This window comes from Streptomyces sp. NPDC043908, from assembly GCF_056435525.1.
The window spans coordinates 1-17,977 of sequence record NZ_JBWKEI010000030.1 but is presented as its reverse complement, the minus strand read 5'-3'; the positions used below and the strand labels follow the sequence as shown (position 1 = coordinate 17,977).

17 protein-coding genes, 3 tRNA genes and 1 pseudogene are annotated in these 17,977 nt (G+C 71.7%); 15 read left to right on the top strand and 6 right to left on the bottom strand.

What is annotated here, in order from left to right:
- Positions 1 to 19 precede the first annotated feature (19 nt).
- The 5 genes from AC069K_RS35230 (at position 20) to AC069K_RS35210 (ending at position 5,237) form a co-directional block, all read left to right on the top strand.
- Positions 20 to 1,573, top strand: a complete 1,554-nt coding sequence (locus tag AC069K_RS35230; RefSeq protein ID WP_365113510.1) for an NADH-quinone oxidoreductase subunit M — start codon at positions 20 to 22, stop codon at positions 1,571 to 1,573.
- Positions 1,570 to 3,219, top strand: a complete 1,650-nt coding sequence (locus AC069K_RS35225) for an NADH-quinone oxidoreductase subunit N (protein ID WP_478622853.1) — start codon at positions 1,570 to 1,572, stop codon at positions 3,217 to 3,219. The genes AC069K_RS35230 and AC069K_RS35225 overlap by 4 nt, the downstream gene beginning before the upstream one ends.
- Before the next feature lie 164 nt (positions 3,220 to 3,383).
- Complete coding sequence (locus AC069K_RS35220; protein WP_358834928.1) at positions 3,384 to 3,839, top strand: large conductance mechanosensitive channel protein MscL; 456 nt, start codon at positions 3,384 to 3,386, stop codon at positions 3,837 to 3,839.
- Positions 3,840 to 3,987: 148 nt separating this feature from the next.
- Positions 3,988 to 4,851: a zinc metalloprotease HtpX gene (gene htpX / locus AC069K_RS35215; protein ID WP_365113493.1), complete on the top strand. Its 864-nt coding sequence runs from the start codon at positions 3,988 to 3,990 to the stop codon at positions 4,849 to 4,851.
- Positions 4,848 to 5,237, top strand: coding sequence for a YccF domain-containing protein (locus tag AC069K_RS35210; RefSeq protein WP_365113491.1), 390 nt, complete (start codon positions 4,848 to 4,850; stop codon positions 5,235 to 5,237). Before htpX ends, AC069K_RS35210 begins: the two co-directional genes overlap by 4 nt.
- 233 nt (positions 5,238 to 5,470) lie before the next feature.
- On the opposite strand, the gene AC069K_RS35205 is transcribed toward AC069K_RS35210, so the two are convergent.
- Positions 5,471 to 6,700, bottom strand: coding sequence for an APC family permease (locus tag AC069K_RS35205; RefSeq protein WP_478622849.1), 1,230 nt, complete (start codon positions 6,698 to 6,700; stop codon positions 5,471 to 5,473).
- Between the two features lie 135 nt (positions 6,701 to 6,835).
- Between AC069K_RS35205 and AC069K_RS35200 the strand changes: the two genes are divergently transcribed.
- Positions 6,836 to 7,108: a GlsB/YeaQ/YmgE family stress response membrane protein gene (locus AC069K_RS35200; RefSeq protein WP_358836030.1), complete on the top strand. Its 273-nt coding sequence runs from the start codon at positions 6,836 to 6,838 to the stop codon at positions 7,106 to 7,108.
- Positions 7,109 to 7,178: 70 nt separating this feature from the next.
- On the opposite strand, the gene AC069K_RS35195 is transcribed toward AC069K_RS35200, so the two are convergent.
- From AC069K_RS35195 to AC069K_RS35185, 3 genes and pseudogenes are all read right to left on the bottom strand, one after another.
- Complete coding sequence (locus AC069K_RS35195) at positions 7,179 to 7,844, bottom strand: alpha-ketoglutarate-dependent dioxygenase AlkB family protein (RefSeq protein ID WP_478622847.1); 666 nt, start codon at positions 7,842 to 7,844, stop codon at positions 7,179 to 7,181.
- A 177-nt stretch (positions 7,845 to 8,021) separates the two neighbouring features.
- Positions 8,022 to 8,522: pseudogene (locus AC069K_RS35190) on the bottom strand (methylated-DNA--[protein]-cysteine S-methyltransferase); the annotation flags it as partial.
- A 145-nt stretch (positions 8,523 to 8,667) separates the two neighbouring features.
- A complete protein-coding gene (locus AC069K_RS35185) occupies positions 8,668 to 9,156 on the bottom strand; it encodes a YajQ family cyclic di-GMP-binding protein (RefSeq protein ID WP_101389577.1) in 489 nt (162 codons plus the stop codon).
- A 194-nt stretch (positions 9,157 to 9,350) separates the two neighbouring features.
- Here AC069K_RS35185 and AC069K_RS35180 point away from each other — a divergent pair.
- A tRNA-Tyr gene (locus tag AC069K_RS35180) sits at positions 9,351 to 9,432 on the top strand.
- Between the two features lie 879 nt (positions 9,433 to 10,311).
- Positions 10,312 to 11,121, top strand: coding sequence for a hypothetical protein (locus AC069K_RS35175; RefSeq protein ID WP_478622845.1), 810 nt, complete (start codon positions 10,312 to 10,314; stop codon positions 11,119 to 11,121).
- An 87-nt stretch (positions 11,122 to 11,208) separates the two neighbouring features.
- Here the strand turns inward: AC069K_RS35175 and AC069K_RS35170 are convergent, their stop codons facing one another.
- Both AC069K_RS35170 and AC069K_RS35165 read right to left on the bottom strand, forming a co-directional pair.
- Positions 11,209 to 11,865, bottom strand: a complete 657-nt coding sequence (locus AC069K_RS35170; protein WP_358836033.1) for an SDR family oxidoreductase — start codon at positions 11,863 to 11,865, stop codon at positions 11,209 to 11,211.
- 194 nt (positions 11,866 to 12,059) lie between these two features.
- A complete protein-coding gene (locus AC069K_RS35165) occupies positions 12,060 to 13,325 on the bottom strand; it encodes an amidohydrolase family protein (RefSeq protein WP_358836034.1) in 1,266 nt (421 codons plus the stop codon).
- A 312-nt stretch (positions 13,326 to 13,637) separates the two neighbouring features.
- Between AC069K_RS35165 and AC069K_RS35160 the strand changes: the two genes are divergently transcribed.
- The 7 genes from AC069K_RS35160 to AC069K_RS35130 all read left to right on the top strand — a co-directional run bounded on the left by AC069K_RS35160 (position 13,638) and on the right by AC069K_RS35130 (position 17,742).
- Positions 13,638 to 13,710 (top strand) — tRNA-Thr (locus tag AC069K_RS35160).
- Positions 13,711 to 13,754: 44 nt separating this feature from the next.
- Positions 13,755 to 13,827, top strand: a tRNA-Met gene (locus AC069K_RS35155).
- A gap of 98 nt (positions 13,828 to 13,925) precedes the next feature.
- The gene (gene rpmG, locus AC069K_RS35150; protein ID WP_003956487.1) at positions 13,926 to 14,090 is read left to right on the top strand and encodes a 50S ribosomal protein L33; all 165 of its coding nucleotides are present in this window, start codon (positions 13,926 to 13,928) and stop codon (positions 14,088 to 14,090) included.
- 172 nt (positions 14,091 to 14,262) lie between these two features.
- A complete protein-coding gene (locus AC069K_RS35145) occupies positions 14,263 to 14,715 on the top strand; it encodes a MaoC family dehydratase N-terminal domain-containing protein (protein ID WP_365114559.1) in 453 nt (150 codons plus the stop codon).
- A 2-nt stretch (positions 14,716 to 14,717) separates the two neighbouring features.
- On the top strand, positions 14,718 to 15,152 hold the full coding sequence (locus tag AC069K_RS35140; RefSeq protein WP_478622842.1) for a MaoC family dehydratase: 435 nt from the start codon (positions 14,718 to 14,720) through the stop codon (positions 15,150 to 15,152).
- 153 nt (positions 15,153 to 15,305) lie between these two features.
- Positions 15,306 to 15,872: a TetR/AcrR family transcriptional regulator gene (locus tag AC069K_RS35135; RefSeq protein ID WP_478622840.1), complete on the top strand. Its 567-nt coding sequence runs from the start codon at positions 15,306 to 15,308 to the stop codon at positions 15,870 to 15,872.
- Between the two features lie 442 nt (positions 15,873 to 16,314).
- Entirely contained in the window at positions 16,315 to 17,742 is a 1,428-nt protein-coding gene (locus tag AC069K_RS35130) for an MFS transporter (protein WP_478622870.1), read from the top strand.
- Positions 17,743 to 17,977 lie beyond the last annotated feature (235 nt).

The window sequence follows — 17,977 nt, the reverse complement described above, 5'->3', positions numbered from 1 at the left end:
TGATATCAGCGCGTCCGTGATGCAGTTCCTTCTCGCGTTCATCGTGGCCGGCCCGCTCCTCGGCGCGGTGGCGGCGCTGCTGCCCGCCCCGCCCGGGCTGAAGGGGAAGTCCCCCGGCCAGGCCGTGCTCCGCCACGGTGTGACGGTCACCGGCGTGATCCTGCTCGCGGCCATCGTCCTGGCGCTCGGCTTCGACCGCGACCAGGCGTCGACGATGCAGGCCACGACGGACATCAAGTGGATTCCCACGCTGAACGTGCGGATCCACCTCGGCATCGACGGCATCTCCCTCCCCCTTCTCGTCCTGACCGCGCTGCTGACCTTCCTCTGCGCGCTGTACAGCTACTTCAAGATGCCCGCGGGCCCGTCCCCGCGCGCTTTCGTCGCCCTGCTGCTCGTCCTGGAGGCCGGCACCCTCGCCACCTTCGCCGTCCTCGACCTGCTGCTGTTCTTCCTCGCCTTCGAGATGGTCCTCATCCCGATGTACTTCCTGATCGCCCGCTGGGGCGGCGACCAACGGCAGGCGGCCGCCTGGAAGTTCATCCTCTACACCCTGCTCGGCTCCGTCGTCATGCTGCTCGGCCTGCTGCTGATCGGGCTGAAGACCGGCACCTTCGACATGGTGGCACTCGCCACTGACAACGGCCGGGGGATGACCACATCGGTGCAGGTCATCGCCGTTTTGGCGATCGGGATCGGGCTCGCGGTGAAGACCCCGATGTGGCCCCTGCACAGCTGGCTGCCGGACGCGCACACCGCCGCGCCGACCGTCGGGTCGGTGCTGCTGGCCGGCGTGCTGCTGAAGATGGGTACGTACGGATTCGTCCGGATCGTCCTCCCCGTTGCCCCCGATGGAATGCACCGGTTCGCCCCGTATCTGGCCGCCTTCGCCGTCGCCGGGATCATCTACGGCTCGCTGGCGTGCCTCGCCCTGGCCAAGCGCGGGAACAAGGGCGATCTGAAGCGCCTCATCGCGTACTCCTCGGTCGGCCACATGGGCTTCGTGCTCCTCGGCATCGCCAGCATGAGCCCCACCGGCGTCAACGGCGCGCTCTTCGCCAACATCGCCCACGGCCTCATCACCGGCCTGCTCTTCTTCCTCGTCGGCGCCCTGAAGGACCGGTACGGCACGGCCGACCTGGACACCCTCTCCGGCGCCACCGGCGCCGCGCTCTACGGCCGAGCCCCGCGCCTGGGCGGCCTGCTGGCCTTCGCCGCGGTCGCCTCGCTCGGACTGCCGGGCCTCGCCGGGTTCTGGGGCGAGATGCTGGCGATGTTCGGCGCGTTCGATCCCGCCGACGGCCTCAGCCGCCCCGCCTTCCTCACCTTCATGGCGATCGCGGCCGTCGGCACGCTGCTCACCGCCGCGTATCTGCTCGTCGTCGTCCGCCGCGTCTGCATGGGCGCGCCGGAAGACCGCCAGGAGCTCCGCCTGGTGGACGTCCAGGGGTACGAAGCCGCCTCCTGGAGCCCGCTGGTCGCCCTCACCGTCCTCGCCGGCCTCTGGCCCGCGGTCCTCCTCGGCCTCACCGATCCGGCCGTCCACAAGCTCCTCGCAGGAGGCAAGTCGTGACCGTGGCCGCCGCAAGCGCCGCATCCGTCACCGGCGCCGCAAGCGTCGTCCAGTCCGTCGACTGGCTCGCGATCTCCCCGCCGGTGATCACCGCGTCCGTCGCGCTGATCGTGCTGGTCGCCGACCTCTTCCTGCCGCGCGAGCGCAAGCCGCTGCTCGGCGGGATCGCGATCGCCGGACTCGGCGCCGCCCTGCTCCTCCTCATCCCGCTCCACCGCAGGTCGGCCCGTTCGACCTTCTGCCTCACCGCCAACCCCGAGGCGTGCAGCTACACCGTCGACCGCTTCACGCTGGTGCTCCAGTTCCTGGTGCTGGCAGGCGCGCTCCTCACCGCGCTGCTGTCGATGACGGAACCCCCTGAGGACAAGGAGAAGCTGCCCGCGGGCGAGTTCTGGTTCCTGCTGCTCTCCTCGGCCGCCGGCGCGGCGATGCTCCCCGCCTCGCGCGACCTGGCCACCCTGGTCGTCGCCCTGGAAGTGGCCTCGCTGCCGGCCTTCGCGCTCGTCGGCCTCAAGCGGGGCGACCGGCTGTCCTCGGAGTCGGCCCTCAAGTTCTTCCTCTCCTCGGTGACCGCGACCGCGGTGATGCTGCTCGGCGTCAGCTTCGTGTACGCGGCGACCGGCACCCTGCACCTCACCCAGATCGCCGACCGCCTGGCCGACATGCCCTACCAGCTGGACACCGTCGCCCAGACCGGCGTCGCGCTCACCCTGGTGGGCTTCGCCTTCAAGACGGCCGCCGTCCCCTTCCACTTCTGGGTCCCCGACACCTACGTGGGCGCGCCCCTGCCGGTCGCCGCCTACCTCTCGGTCGTCGGCAAGGCCGTCGGCTTCTCCGGCCTCATCCTGGTGGCCGTCATCGCCTTCCCGGCGTACGCGGACGTGTGGGGCCCGGCGCTCGCCGTCGTCGCGGCACTGACCATGACCGTCGGCAACGTGGGCGCGCTGCGGCAGTCGGCCACGCGCGCGTACAGCGCGATCCGGCTGCTCGCCTGGTCCTCCGTCGGCCAGGCCGGCTACCTGCTGGTGCCGGTCGCCGCCGCGGGCTACTCCAGCGACGCCCAGGTCGGCGCGACCGTCGCGTACGCCCTGATGTACGCCGCGGTGAACCTCGGCGCCTTCGCGGTGGCCGCGCTGGTCGCCCGGACCCGGCCGCTGAACCGTCTCGCCGACTACCGCGGCCTCTACGCCGAACGCCCCCTCGTGGCGCTCGCGCTCGGCTTCTTCCTGCTGTGCCTGGCGGGTTTGCCGCCGGGCATCATCGGCCTGTTCGCCAAGGTGACGGTCTTCGCGACGGCTGTCGACGCGGGTCTGGGCTGGCTGGCGGTCGTCATGGCGTTCAACGTCGTGATCGCCCTGTACTACTACCTGCGGTGGACCGCCGTACTGTTCCGCGCGCCGGAGGAGGCCGAGGCTCCCCTGGAGGGGGCCCAGGCCGTGGTGGCGGGCACCGCGGCGGCCGGGGCGACGGGCGCCGAACCGGACCGACCGGTGCTCTCCGGCGCCGGTGCCGCGGGAGCGACCGTGGCGCGCCCCCGCGTCCCGGCTCCCCTCGCCGCCGCCATCGCGCTCACCGCGCTGGCCGGCGTCGGCCTCTCGGGCATGCCCCAGGTGGCCCTGCACTTCGCCTCCATCAACCTCTTCTGAGAGGCCGCCCCTGCCCGTCCGGCCCCTCGCGGTCGCCGGCCGGGCAGCGGGTTTGAACTTCGGGGCCCCGGCAGGGCACTGTCGTACACGCGCACGCGGGCGCACGCGTGCCCGTACGGCGGACGACCGGCGGCCGGAGCCGGAGACGAGTAGGAGCCAGAGCAGTGCTGAGCGGGTTCAAGGACTTCATCCTTCGCGGGAACATAGTGACGATGGCCGTCGGTCTGGCGGTCGGCTCGGCGTTCACCGCCGTCGTCACCGGCTTCAGCACCGCCTTCATCACCCCGCTCATCGGCCTCGCCACCCGGTCGACGGGCGACTTCACCGCGGCGAGGTTCACGGTCGAGGGTGTCCAGTTCCCCTACGGGAAGTTCATCAGCGCGGCCATCGCCTTCCTCGTCACCGCCGCGGTGCTCTACTTCCTGGTCGTCGTCCCGATGATGAAGGTGCAGGCACGGTTCGACCGCGACAAGCCGGTCGACATCAAGGCCGCCCTGCGCGACTGCCCCCGCTGCTTCAGCCAGATCCCGGGCGTCGCCTCCCGTTGCCCGCACTGCACCAGCGAGCTGGAGCCCGACCCGAAGGCGCTGGAACTCGCCGGGCTGCCCGCGCCGCGCTGACCCACCCGTACGGAGTAGGGCCCCCTCCAGCGAGCACAAGGGAACCAGCGGTCCTCGTCTGGCGTTGACCAGTACGGGAGCGTCCACTGGAAAGTGGAAGGACCATCAGGCAAAGGGTTCCCCTGCCGCACCATTTGGAGGGCGTACCGTGCACCGCCGGCACAACGGGCTGAGGACCGCCCTCCTTCTCGGAGGACTGTCCGCGCTCATCATCGTCATCGGCAGCTTCTTCGGGCGTACGGGGCTGATCGTCGCGCTGCTCGTGGCGCTGGGCACCAACGCGTACGCGTACTGGAACAGCGACAAACTGGCCCTGCGGGCCATGCGCGCCCGCCCGGTCAGCGAGTTCGAGGCGCCCGGGCTGTACCGGATGGTCCGCGAGCTGTCGACGGCCGCGCGTCAGCCGATGCCCCGCCTGTACATCTCGCCGACCCAGGCGCCGAACGCCTTCGCGACCGGCCGCAACCCCCGCAACGCGGCGGTGTGCTGCACGGAAGGGATCCTCCAGATCCTCGACGAGCGCGAGCTGCGCGGAGTGATCGGCCATGAGCTCAGCCATGTGTACAACCGGGACATCCTGATCTCGTCGGTCGCCGGAGCCCTCGCCTCCGTGATCATGTTCCTGGTGAACTTCGCCTGGCTGATCCCGGTGGGCCGGTCCAACGACGACGACGGCCCGGGCATCTTCGGCATGCTGCTGATCATGATCCTGGGCCCGCTGGCGGCGTCCGTCATCCAACTGGCGATCAGCCGCTCGCGCGAGTACGAGGCGGACGCCTCGGGGGCGCAGCTGACCGGCGACCCCCTGGCCCTCGCCAGCGCCCTGCGCAAGCTCGACGCGGGCACGAAGCAACTGCCGCTGCCGCCCGAGCCACGGCTCGAGACCGCGAGCCACATGATGATCGCCAACCCCTTCCGCCCGGGGCAGGGTGTCTCCAAGATGTTCTCGACACATCCGCCGATGGCGGAGCGCATCGCCCGACTCGAACAGATGGCAGGTCGCCGCCCGTGAAGACAATCCTGAACGTCATTTGGCTGGTCCTGTGCGGCTTCTGGATGTTCCTGGGCTATCTGCTCGCCGGCGTCCTGCTCTGCGTCACGATCATCGGCATCCCCTTCGGCCTGGCGGCCTTCCGCATCGGCCTGTACGCGCTCTGGCCGTTCGGATACACGGTGGTGGACCGGCGGGACGCCGGCGCCGCGTCCTGCGTCGGCAACGTGCTCTGGCTGGTCCTGGCGGGCTGGTGGCTGGCGCTCGGCCACATCGTCACGGGCTTCGTGCTGTGCGTCACGATCATCGGAATCCCGCTGGGCATCGCGAACTTCAAGCTGATCCCGGTCTCACTGCTCCCGCTGGGCAAGCAGATCGTGCCGACGGACCAGCCGTTCTACCGGTAGCCGAACCGGCGAAAAAAGTTATCCACAGGGAAAAGGGCAGGTCAGAGTAGCTCCGGCCCGATTGTCGGCGGTCTGGGCCACCATGGAGCCATGACCGAGAACGAGAAGGTGTCCCAGAGGTACGCGGCCGGGTTGAGGTACGCGGCCGGGTTCCACGGCCGAATATAAGGCGCGCGGCGCGGCCGGGCGAGGGGGCAGGAGGGCGTGGAGGGCCACCCCTCGGCGGCCCCTACTCAACGCGAGCGCAGACGCCCCCGCACGGCGTACGCGACCGCCCCCACGGCCAGCACCGCGCTGCCCGCCGCCACCGACGACGGCGGGAGCGCGAAGGCGAGCAGTAGGCAACCGGCCAGTCCGCAGGCCGCGAGCAGCCGCCCGCCGCGGCCCGGCCCCAGGGTCCAGGCCGACGCGTTGGCGATCGCGTAATAGACCAGCACGCCGAACGACGAGAAGCCGATAGCCCCACGCAGATCGGCCGTCGCCGCCAGCACCGCCACCACGGCACCCACCGCGACCTCGGCCCGGTGCGGCACCCGGAACCGGGGGTGTACGGCGGCCAGCGCGCCCGGCAGATGGCCGTCCCTGGCCATCGCGAGCACCGTGCGCGAGACACCCAGCACCAGCGCCAGCAGGGACCCGAGCGCGGCGACCGCCGCCCCGGCCCGCACCACCGGCACCAGCCCCGGCGCGCCCGCCGCCCGCACCGCGTCGGCGAGCGGCGCCGTGGCCGACCCCAGCCCGTCCGCGCCCAGCACGGAAAGGACAGCGACCGCGACACAGACATAGACGACCAGCGCGATGCCCAGCGCCAGGGGAACGGCGCGCGGGATCGTCCGGGCCGGATCACGCACCTCCTCACCGAGCGTGGCGATCCGGGCGTACCCGGCGAACGCGAAGAAGAGCAGCCCCGCCGCCTGGAGCAGCCCTGACCCGCCCCCGGACAGCCCGACGTCCGGGTGCCCGGCGGTGGACGACCCCAGGCAGGCCGCCACCACCGCCGCGAGGACCGCGAGCACCAGCGCCACGATCGCCCGCGTCACCCACGCCGACTTCCGCACGCCCCCGTAGTTGACGGCGGTCAGCGCCACCACGGCCACGACGGCCACCCCGTGGGCCTGTCCCGGCCAGACATAGGCACCCACGGTCAGAGCCATCGCCGCACACGAGGAGGTCTTGCCGACGACGAACCCCCAGCCCGCCAGGTACCCCCAGAAAGGCCCCAGCCGCTCACGCCCGTACACGTACGTGCCGCCGGACGCGGGATAGCGGGCGGCGAGGCGTGCCGAGGCCATGGCGTTGCAGTACGCGACGGCCGCGGCCAGCGCCAGTGCGGCCAGCAGCCCGGTCCCGGCCGCGTGCGCGGCGGGGGCGAGGGCGGCGAAGATCCCCGCGCCGACCATCGAGCCCAGGCCGATGACCACGGCGTCGAAGACGCCGAGGGTGCGGCGCAGTTCCTGTGTCATGCGCCGCACCCTAGCCACCGGAGGCAACCGCGCCCCGCGAGGGCCACGTCCTCCAGGACGACCCCACAGGACACACGCACACGACATGAGACGGCCCCTCGTGGGCCGGCATCGCACGAAAGGCAGGTTCAGGACATGAGCATCGTCAGCTGGATCCTCCTCGGCCTGCTCGCCGGAGTCATCGCCAAGATCCTGCTCCCCGGGCGGGATCCGGGCGGTCTGATCGGCACCACGGTCATCGGGATAGCGGGAGCGTTCGTCGGCGGCTGGATCTCGGCACGCTGGCTGGACCGTCCCGTCGCCCACCACTTCTACGACGGCGCCACCTGGGCGGCGGCGGTCGGCGGCTCGCTCGTGCTGCTGATCGCCTACCGCATACTCTTCGGCAACTCGCGCGACCGCCGCTGAGCCAGCCGCAGCCCTTCAGCCGACGAGCCCTTCAGCGTGCCGGCCCTTCGACGACCAACCCTGCGCGCGGTCAGCCCTTCAGGCCGGTCTCACGGAGGGTCAGATTGAGTCGGCCCGTGGCCAGTCCGGTCGTGGACGGGTCGCCCGTGCCGGGCAGGACCTTCGGGACGCCGTGGTAGGCGAAGCGCGAGGGGCCGCCGAAGACGAAGAGGTCGCCCGAGGCCAACTCGACATCGGTGTAGGGGCGGCCCCGGTCCTCGGTGTTGCCGAAGCGGAAGAGGCAGCTGTCGCCGATGCTCAGGGAGACCACGGGCGCGCCGGACCGCTCGTCCTTGTCCTGGTGCATCCCCATGCGCGCGTCGCCGTCGTAGAAGTTGATCAGCGCGGTCTCGGGGGAGTAGCCGTCCCCGGCGGCGGGGTCGTCGTAGGCGTCGGCCACGGCGGCGCGGCCGAGCGCGGCGAGCCAGTCGGGGAAGGGGGCGACGGGCCGGCCGTTCACGTCACCGGCGGTGCGGGTGTACCGGTAGGGCTGCCAGTGCCAGCCGACGCAGACGGTCTGCACGGACATGACGCCACCGCCCGGCAGCACGGTGTGCCGGATGGGGACGGGCCCCCGCGCCCACTCCCGGCAGGCGGCGACCAGCTCCCGTTGCCGTTCGGGCGGCAGCCACCCCGGCACGTGCACGGCGCCGGGGGCGACGACAGCGCGGGGCCGGGGGAACAGGGCGTCACTCATCGGGCGGGACTAGCGCAGCCCGCCGGGGCCGACGGGGCTGATGGGGGTGAGGGAGATAGCAGGGCTGGCAGGGCTGGCGGGGATGGCGGGGCTGACGAAGCTGCTGTGATTGCCAGGACCGCCCCGGCCCCCGGGCACCGCCCCGGACACTCCTGCTCCCCGAGGACCCGCCACCCCGGCCAGGGCCCCTTCCAGACCGAGGAGGTGCTCCTTGCGGGCCAGGCCGGCCGCGTACCCCTTCAGGGTGCCGTCGGAGCCGATGACGCGGTGACAGGGGCGTACGACCAGGGCGGGGTTGCGGCCGATGGCGGTGCCGACCGCGCGCACCATCACCGGGGAGGCGCCGATGCGGCGGGCGATCTCCCCGTACGAGGTGGTGGCCCCGTACGGAATGGAGTCCAGCTCCGTCCAGACCCGCCGCTGGAAGTCGGTGCCCGCGCCGGGGGCGTACTCGATCTCGAAGCGGGTGAGCTCACCGTCGAAGTACGCCCGCAGCTGGCGGGCGATCTCCTCGAACGCCTCCGGCGCCCGCCGCCAGCCGTCCCGGACGACGGCGGCGCCCTTCTGGCCGGGCATGGAGAGCGAGACCAGCGCGGTCCCGCCGTGGGCGGTGGCGGACTCCTCGCCGACGAGAAGCAGTTCCCCCAGCGGGCTGTCGAGGGTCGCGTAGACCTTCATCGCACGTTCCTTTCCTCGCGACGAGCCGTACGAGCCGCACACGTCTCGCGTGCGAGTCCGTACGTACGAGTTCCCTGCGTACGCGACCGAGTCTGCGACCCCCGTCCGGCCCGTGCTGGCGGGAATCGGACAGTGCGTCCGGGGGTCAGCGGTAGTTCACGAACTGGAGCGCGAAGTCGAAGTCCTTGCCCTTGAGCAGCGCCTGGACGGCCTGGAGGTCGTCCCGGCTCTTGGAGGAGACCCGCAGCTCTTCGCCCTGCACCTGCGCCTTGACGCCCTTGGGACCCTCGTCGCGGATGACCTTGGCGACCTTCTTGGCGTTCTCCTGGGAGATGCCCTCCTCGATGGAGGCGAAGATCTTGTACTCCTTGCCGGAGAGCTGCGGCTCGCCGGCGTCCAGCGCCTTGAGCGAGATCCCGCGCTTGACCAGCTTGGTCTGGAAGACGTCGAGGATGGCGTTGACGCGGTCCTCGGAGTTGGCCTCCATCAGGATCTTCTCGCCGGACCAAGAGATCGACGCGCCCACGTTCTTGAAGTCGTAGCGCTGCGAGATCTCCTTCGCCGCCTGGTTGAGGGCGTTGTCGACCTCCTGCCGCTCGACCTTCGAGACGATGTCGAAACTGGAGTCGGCCATGTCCTGTGGCTCCTTGTATCGGGGGCGTGGGGGTACGGCCTGGCTGCCGAACCGCTGCCCCAAAGCCTAGCCACCCGCACCCACCCGAAGCGCTGATCAACCGGGTGGCGGAGCACCCCCGGTCATCAGGTATCGTTTACGTCGTTGCCAGGGAGCACCGCCGAAAAGCGGCCCTCCCACCGGCGACATCCCATGGCGGTGTGCCCGAGTGGCCAATGGGAGCGGACTGTAAATCCGTCGGCTTAGCCTACCCAGGTTCGAATCCTGGCGCCGCCACGCGATGTGAGACCCCCGTTGATCTGCGGAAACGCAGCTCGGCGGGGGTCTTCTCGTTGTCCGCGTGCCGCCACCCCGGGTACTGGGTTCGGCAAGGCCCCAGAGGGTTCGCGGGGAGGCGAAGGAGGGGCCGGGCGCGGGTGACCAGTCTCACCCGTCCCCCGAATCACCGTCCCTCTCGGTGGGCGCTCGGCGCGGCCCGGCGCGGGCTTGGGCGGGGCGGTCCGCCTCCCTCGGACGACATTTCCGTGGGGGCGCTCGGGTCCCTTATAGGTGGAATGTGCCTTATGTGGCCATGGCGAAGGGTGGCGCTTGAAGGGGTGAGTCCTGTGGCGGGCGTTCGCGTGATTCCGGGGCGGCAGACTTTCCTCCGACGTCGGGCTGTAACCGCTATCTGACGTTCCGTGCCGCCAAGGGTCCGTGGGAGTGGGGGGACACGCCCGCGTATGTGGGCCCGGCGCGGCGTGTGACGGCACCGCCAAGACCGTGAGGAGGCGAGTGCACGTCGGTGACGTGCACGAATTCAGCCATGTTGAGTTCAGTCATCAAGGATGCCGGTGCCCACTACATAGCTGAGGTGATGTTCGCGATCACCGCAGTCGCCGTCGGGTTGCTGCGGTCCACGTGGCGTCGCCGGCCGCGCCTGATCCGGGAGGCGGGAGGCTCGGCTTCCGAAGGTCTGATCGAAGGGCCCTCGGATGCCTCGGGCACCTCGCGACTGTGCGCGACCGAACACGACTCTCCGCCGCATACGTCGTCCAAAAGACGACAGGGGGAGTCGTCATGAAGACGACACGTGCCGCACGACGTGCGCAGTATCCCGAAGCGGAATACAACCGGGACCGGGCCTGGGGGCGGTTACTGGAATCCCCGGGAGGAGTGCGCCGGCATTCCCGGTCGGGGAGTTCGGGGTCCGAGCCCACGCTGCTGGAAGTCGCCCGCGCCTATGACCGGATCTGCCAGCGGGCCCGCGGGATCATCCAGCCCGATGTCGAGGAAACGGACATCCTCGCCACGCTCATGGTCATCCGGATGCTCCGGGACAAGCTGGAAAGCGATGAACTCCGGCTGATCTCGCTCGCCCGGACCAAACGGATCACCTGGGAACGCATCGCCGACGCCCTCGAACTGAGTGGGCGTCAGTCGGCGGAGCGCCGCCATCTCCAACTGACGCGAGCCCAGCGCGCCGACGGCACCCTGCCGCGTACGCAGAACGAACGCGTCGAGTCCGTACGCGAGCAGCGCAGCCGGCGGGCCGAGCGGGACTGGGCCCTGCGCCACGGGGAGTTGATCCGGGGTCTGGCCGCCCGGCTCGCCGCCGTCGACGGGCTCCAGGCGCGCGTCGACCGTTCCCACGAAGCCCGCATACTCAACGCGCTGGAGGGCTCCCGCGAGCGCGGGCCGCAGGACCAGGGCAAGCCGATGCGGCTCGTGTGGCCGCAGGCGCTGCGGGACTGCCTCGCCGAGGACGAGCGCTTTCGCGCCGCCCCGCACAAGAGCGCCAAGTCGGCCGCCGATCCCGCCTGGGAGCGCCAGCAACAGGAAGCCGACATTCTGCACCGACTGCTCGGCCTGATCAGTTATGCCACCAATCCCAGGAACATCGATCTTTCCGATCTTCCGGAACTCTTCCGGGAAATCGTCAAGGTCCACGGTGAATACCAGCAGCAGACCAGGGTGCGTCGATAAGGGCGGTTCTCGCTGCGGACGCGGCGGGGGGAGAGGGAGGAAGGGGGCGGAGGGGAGAGGGAGGAAGGGGGCGGGGGCAGGGAACGGTCAGTTCCCCGCCACGTCCTTCACCGCCACCATCACTGGCACCGTCCCGCTGATCGCCTCCAGCGTCAGGCCCGCCGTCGCCGGGGTGTCGATCAGTTCGGCCAGCAGGGCGGCCACGTCGTCCCGGGGGATCGGGCCGCGGCCCGTCGACGCGGCCAGGGTGATCAGGCCCGTGCCGGCGTCGTTCGTCAGCATCCCGGGGCGCAGGATCGTCCAGTCCAGGCCGGGACGGGCCCGTACCGCCTCGTCGGCCGAGCCCTTGGCCCGCAGATACGCGTCGAAGACCTCGTCGCCCTCGTGGCGCGGGTCGGCGCCCATGGAGGAGACGACCAGGTACCGGCGTACGCCCGCGCGCTCCGCCGCGTCCGCGAACAGGACCGCCGCCGCCCGGTCCACCGTCTCCTTGCGGGCCGCGTCGCTGCCCGGGCCCGCGCCCGCCGCGAAGACCGCTGCGTCCGCGCCCGCCAGGACGGCCGCGACCTCGTCGACGGACGCCGACTCCAGGTCGAGGACGACGGGCTCGGCGCCCGCCTGCCGCAGGTCGTCCGCCTGTTCCGGCTTGCGGATGATCCCCGCGACCTCGTCCCCGCGCGCCGACAGCAGCCGTTCGAGCCGCAGCGCGATCTGACCATGACCTCCTGCGATGACAATGCGCATGCTCCCGACCGTACGCCCGCGCGCCGCCCGGCGCGTCCCCGCACGCCCCTTCGGGGGGTGACCGCCGCGCCTCCGCACCCGGTCCCGCACGCCCCTACCGGGGGTGTCCCGTGCCCCGGGCCCCGGCGCATCCCCGCACGCCCCCGCACCCCACCCCAGGCGCCCCCAGCGCCCTCAGGCGCCCCCAGGCGCCCCTACCCCCCGTCCATCCGCGACTGCCGCGGCAGATCGAGTGCCACCACCGCCGCCGAGTCGCAGTACTCCCGTACCGCGCTCGTCCGGGCCACCACCCGGCCGCGGTGGATCACGATGCGGCTGTACGCCAGGGACAGCACGCCCGCGATGCGTTCGCCGCGTACGGCCAGGAGCTCCGCCGGGAAGCCCGCCTCCACGCGGACCTCGGCCAGCCCCATCGCCTCGCGGGCGGCCGTGCTCACCGCGGCGTACGCGTCCTCGGGACGCAGGCCCGCCTGGGAGGCGAGGAGGTACGCGGCCTCCAACGGGTCGCCCCGGCCGACCGGGTTGGCCAGGTCGCGCAGCGCACCGCCGCCCGCCGCCACCGGCACCCCGGCCGCCCTCAGCAGCCGTACGGGGGGCATGCCCTGACGGCCCGTGCCCTGGCGTTCCGTCATGCCGCAGCCGCCCTGCGGCAGGCAGATCACCGCGACGCCCGCCGCCGCCAGCTGGTCCGCCGCCCGCGCTGCCGCCTCCTGGGGAAGCCGCGAAAGCCCCGCGCAGGGGCCGATCGCCGCGCCCGGGCGCAGTCCGGCGGTCATCGCCGCGAGGCGGGCGAGGCGCGCCGGGTCGTCGCCGTCCGTGTGGAGGTCGACCGCGCAGCCGTGCTCGGCGGCGATCTCCAGGACGGCCTCCGTGTACCCGGCGGGGTCCGGGTCGAGGTCCGGGCAGCCGCCCACCACCGACGCGCCCATCTTCACCGCGTCCCGCAGCATCGCGAGCCCGTCGGCGCCCGCGACCCCGGTCAGCAGCCGGGGCACCGCCACCACGTTCAGCTCCGCGAGCCCGCGCAGCGAGCGGCGGGTCTGCAGAGCGGCCTCCAGCGGCCCCAGCCCCCGCACGTCGTCGATCCGCACGTGCGAGCGCAGCGCCGTCGCGCCGTGGCCGAGCTGGAGCAGGGCGGCCTCGGTGGCGCGCCGCTGGACGTCCTCGGCGGCGTACGAGACCGGGCCCTCGGGGCCGAACGCGGTCAGCGCCGTGTCGCTGTGCGCGTGCGGCTCGGCCGGCGCCGGGAGCAGCAGGAAGCCGTTCAGGTCGACCTTGGAGAAGTGCGCGGCGAGGCTGCCCGCGGTCCCGACGGCCTCGATGCGGCCGCCGCCGAGCCGGACGTCCACGGTCCGGCCGTCGGCGAGCCGGGCGCCGGACAGCAGGAGCGTGGCGGCGGCCTCGGCGGGGCCGTCCCCGGCGCCGGACGAGTGGGCCGGCTGCTGCTGGCTGTCGGACATCGCGCTCCAGGTGGTCCTCGGGGCCCCACGGGGCCTTCAGGGCAAGATCACGCAGCGTGAGCAGAGCCTAGGGGCGAGCCCCGCGCGCATCGAGGAGGAGCGCAATAGTCGTACCGGTGTGGCCACGAGTGGCGTACGGGACGCCTGGGGCGGGCCGGGCGCAAGCGGCCGAGGAGGGCGCCCCACCCGTCCCCGGACCCCCACGCGCCCCCCGCGGGACCCGCCCCGCGAGGGCCCTCCGACGGCTCCATGACGGCCCGGCGAAACGGATTTGGGCGATCGGCGGCCGACCGTGTAATGTCTTCATCGCTCGCCCCAATAGCTCAGTCGGTAGAGCGTCTCCATGGTAAGGAGAAGGTCTACGGTTCGATTCCGTATTGGGGCTCTGGTGAGAGGGTCCCCGCCCACAAGCGGGGACCGGATCATCAAAGCGGTGTAGCTCAGTCGGTAGAGCAAGCGGCTCATAATCGCTGTGTCACCGGTTCAAGTCCGGTCACCGCTACTCAAAGTAGCACCAGTAGCCGATTGTGGGGTCGGTCTCCCGATCGGCTACTCTTTTATGCGTTCATCCGTCTAACCGTCCGTCCAAGGAGCACTCACGTGGCTGCCACCGACGTCCGCCCGAAGATCACGCTGGCCTGCGTGGAGTGCAAGGAGCGGAACTACATCACCAAGAAGAACCGGCGTAACAACCCGGACCGTCTTGAGATGAAGAAGCACTGCCCGCGCTGCAACTCGCACACCGCGCACCGCGAGACCCGCTAATCACGGGTCGAGCACTCAGGCTCGTACGAGAGGCCGTTCCCTGTTCCGGGGGGCGGCCTCTCGTCGTACCCCGTCGTGACGCGTCGCCCGGACCACCGTCGCCCGGATGACGGTCGCCCGGATCAGCGTCGCCCAGATCACAGCAGACCACTCAGCAGGAGGTTGCGAGCCCATGGCGCTCGACCAGTCCTTCGTGGGGCGGACCTATCCGCCCACCGCGCCGTACGAGGTCGGCCGGGAGAAGATCCGTGAATTCGCCGAGGCCGTGGGGGACACCAACCCCGCGTACCTCGACCCGGAGGCCGCCAAGGCGCTCGGGCACCCCGATGTGATCGCGCCGCCGACCTTCGTGTTCGCCATCACGTTCAAGGCGGCCGGCGTCGTGATCCAGGACCCGGCCCTGGGCCTGGACTACAGCCGGGTCGTGCACGGCGACCAGAAGTTCGCGTACACGCGCCCGGTGCGGGCGGGGGACCGGCTCACGGTGACCTCCACCATCGAGGCGGTCAAGACCATGGCGGGCAACGACATCCTGGACGTCCGCGGCGAGGTCCACGACGAGACCGGCGAGCACGTCGTGACCGCCTTCACCAAGCTCGTGGCCCGCGCGGCCGAGGGGGAGTGACGATGAGCGCCAAGATCCGTTACGAGGACGTGGAGACCGGCACCGAGCTGCCGGCGCAGTCCTTCCCCGTGAGTCGCGCCACACTCGTGCAGTACGCGGGCGCCTCGGGCGACTTCAACCCGATCCACTGGAACGAGAAGTTCGCCAAGGAGGTCGGGCTGCCGGACGTGATCGCGCACGGCATGTTCACCATGGCGTCCGCGATCCGGGTGGTCATCGACTGGGTGGGCGACCCGGCGGCGGTCGTCGAGTACGGCGTGCGCTTCACCAAGCCGGTCGTCGTGCCGAACGACGAGGCGGGCGCGCTGATCGAGGTCAGCGCCAAGGTCGCGGCCAAGCTGGACGACGAGGCGCGGACGGTCCGGGTCGATCTGACGGCGATGAGCGCGGGCCAGAAGGTCCTCGGGATGGCGCGCGCGGTGGTCGCGCTGGCGTGACGCGGCGCGCCCCGCGAGGAGCGGGCGCGCGGCAGCGTGAGGGGGAGTGAACGGCCGTCGGGAGCGCGAGCGCCCGGCGGCCGTTCGCCGTTCCCGGGCGCGGGGCGCCGTACCGCTTGACGAAGTTAGTTATTGGCCACTAACTTCGTGGGCATGGTCAGGATGAGCGCGGAGGAGCGGCGCGAGAGCGTCGTACGGGCGGCGATGAGCGAGTTCGCTCACCGCGGCTACTACGGGACGTCCACCGAGGCGATCGCCAAGCGCGTGGGTGTCTCGCAGCCGTACCTGTTCCGCCTCTTCCCGAACAAGCCGGCGATCTTCCTCGCGGCGACACGTCGCTGCATGGAGGACACCGTGCGGATGTTCGCCGACGCCTCGAAGGGGCTGACCGGCGAGGAGGCGGTGCACGCGATGGCGAACGCGTACACCCGGGTCATCGCGGAGGAGCCCGAGCGGCTGCTCATGCAGATGCAGGTGTACGTGGCGGTCGCCGCGGCCGAGGCGGCGGGCGACCACACCTTCGGCGAGGCCGTCCGGCGCGCGTGGATGGAGCTCTGGGACGCGGTGAGCGTGCCGCTGGAGGGCTACAAGGAGACCACGACGTTCCTGGCGTACGGGATGCTGATCAACACGCTGGTGGCGATGGGGTTTCCGCCCGAGCACCGCGTGTGGGAGGAGATCTACCCGAGCGCGCGCGTGAAGGGGCGACTGGAGAGGTAGCCTCACCTCCCTGACGGGCGGTCCGGCGGACCTCCTGGTGGAGAGCGGCGCACGCGTATGGGCTGGAAAGTTAGTAACTGATAACTAACCAACGGAACCGAACAGGGGAAGCGGGGAAGCGATGTCCGAGCAGCGGGAGATACCCGAGCAGCACGAGCAGGGGGCTGCGAAGGGGACCGGGCGGGGGGCCGCGACGGGGTCCCGGCAGGGGTCCGTGAAGGGGTCCGGGCAGGAGACCGTGAAGGGGTCCGGCCAGGAGACCGTGAAGGGGTCCGGCCAGGGGTCCGTGAAGGGGTCCGGGCAGGGGTCCGGGCAGAGTCCTGAGCGAGAGGCTGATCAGGGGACTGCGCAGGGAACTGTGCCGGAGGCGGGGCCCGGGGAGGCGGCCGGCCGGCGCGGGGGAGCGGTGTGGGCGCTGGTGATCACCAGCATCGCCGGGTTCATGGCGGCACTCGACAACCTCGTCGTCACCACCGCGCTGCCGTCGATCCGCGAGGACCTGGGCGGGGCGCTGGACGACCTGGAGTGGACGGTGAGCGCGTACACGCTCACCTTCGCCGTCCTGCTGATGTTCGGGGCGGCGCTGGGGGACCGGTTCGGGCGGCGCAAGCTCTTCCTCGTCGGGCTGACGATCTTCACCGGCGCGTCCGCCGCGGCGGCGCTGGCACCCGGGATCGACGGGCTGGTCGCCGCGCGGGCGGTCCAGGGCGTCGGCGCGGCGATCATGATGCCGCTCACCCTCACGCTGCTCACGGCGGCCGTGCCGGTGGCGAAGCGGGGCCTGGCGTACGGGATCTGGGGCGCGGTCAACGGCCTCGCCGTGGCCAGTGGGCCGCTGATCGGCGGGGCTCTGACCGAGCACTTCTCCTGGCAGTGGATCTTCTGGCTGAACGTTCCGCTCGGGGTGGCCGTGCTGCCGCTCGCGCGGCTGCGGCTCGCCGAGTCGTACGGAAGCGGGGCGCGGCTCGACATCCGGGGCACGGTGCTCGCCAGCGGAGGCCTCTTCGGGATCGTCTACAGCCTGATCCGGGGCAACGTGGACGGCTGGAGCAGCCCGACCGTGCTGACGGGGCTGGTCGGGGGTGCGGCTCTGCTGGGCGCGTTCGTCTGGCACGGGGTCGTCAGCGCGGCGCCGGTGCTGCCGATGCGGCTGTTCCGGAGCCGGGCCTTCTCGGCGATCAACCTGGCCAGCCTGCTGATGTTCGTGGGGATGTTCGGCTCGATCTTCCTGCTCAGCCAGTTCCTCCAGGGCGTGCTGGGCTACTCGCCGACCGAGGCGGGGCTGCGGATGCTGCCGTGGACCGCGATGCCGCTCCTGGTCGCGCCGGTCGCAGGCATCCTCTCCGACCGGATCGGCGGGCGGCCGGTGGTGACGGTGGGGCTGGCGCTCCAGGCGGTCGGGCTCGGCTGGTTCGCGCTGATCATGTCGCCGGACGTGTCGTACGGGACGCAGCTGCCGGCCATGACGGTCAGCGGGATCGGGATGGCGCTGTACTTCGCGCCCGCCGCGAACCTGGTGATGTCGAGCGTGCGGCCGTCCGAGCAGGGGATCGCGTCCGGGGCGAACAACGCGCTGCGGGAGGTGGGCGGGGCGCTGGGTGTCGCGGTCCTGGCGGCGGTGTTCTCCGCCCAGGGCGGGTACGGCTCGGCGTCGGCCTTCGTGGACGGGTTGCAGCCGGCGCTGTGGGTCGGTGCGGGGGTGGTGGCGTTGGCGGCGGTCAGTGCGGGGTGTTTGCCGGGGCGGGGGGCGGGGGCCGGTGCCGGTGCTGATTCGGGTGCCGGTTCCGGTGCCGGTGCTGGTGCTGGTGCTGGTGTCGGTTCCGGGGCGGATTCTGTGGGGGAGGTTCGGGGGGAGGTGTTGGTGGGGTGAGGTGTGGGGGGTGGGGTCGGGGGTTGAATGTCCCCCACCCCGCCCCTTCCCTAAACCCTCCGGGGGCCGAGCCCGAGGCGCGTTGCCCGGCGGCTACGCCCCCGACCCCCTCGACCGGGCTACGCCCCCGACCCCCTCGGCCGGGCTACGCCCCCGACCCCCTCGGCCGGGCTACGCCCCCGACCCCCTCGGCCGGGCTACGCCCCCGACCCCCTCGGCCGGGCTACGCCCCCGA